Below are 660 nucleotides of genomic sequence, written 5' to 3'. Positions count from 1 at the left end.
TTTTTTGAAGTAGGGTTCGTATTCTGTGAAAGCTGTTCCTACTTCTAGTTGATCTATGTCTAAATTAGTGATTCTAACAGTTATTCTTACGTACTCGGCATTTGAAGGAGTGGTGAAATTTGCTTGATTTACTACACCACTGATAAACGCTTGACTAGCATCATAAAACGCTACATGCGAAGCTGAGTCTACAAATCTTTGATGATATGTTGTATTTGGTAAAATATCAATAAAATCAGATGCTGCAAGTGCAGCGTTTGAATTTAAGGCTCCTGTTGTGGATGAAGGGTAATATCCTTGAGTAGCAGTATCTTTATTAAACAAGTTTCTAGTCCTTACAGAATCCACTTCAATTAAAGCTAATCCAGTTGCAGCTTTTTCTTGTGTTATGGTACCATTACCCACATTTTGATAGACACCGCCGTCTGTCCATGCACTTCCGTTCCAATAGAACCAGTGACCCTCAAAGCCGACTTCACTAGTTAAAATAAAGACCCCTGTTGTACCTGTTGGATAGGCTGTTTGTAAATCAGTTAACGTTGCATAAGTCCCCTTTGGGGAACCATCTACAATATTAGCAAATTGGGTATCTACATATGTTTTATCAGCCTTATTTGTTGTTAATGTATCTACATCTGTTTTTAGCGCTTTTTTGGCCAA

At 37.4% G+C, this 660-nt stretch carries 1 pseudogene; it reads right to left on the bottom strand.

Going from position 1 to position 660, the window contains the following annotated elements:
• A pseudogene (locus I7822_RS29570) lies at positions 1-660 on the bottom strand (hypothetical protein); the annotation flags it as partial.

Source organism: Metabacillus bambusae, from assembly GCF_017497975.1.
Classification (GTDB): Bacteria; Bacillota; Bacilli; order Bacillales; family Bacillaceae; genus Metabacillus; species Metabacillus bambusae.
Note: the sequence above shows the minus strand (reverse complement) of the source record. Positions and strands in the feature narration are given on the sequence as shown.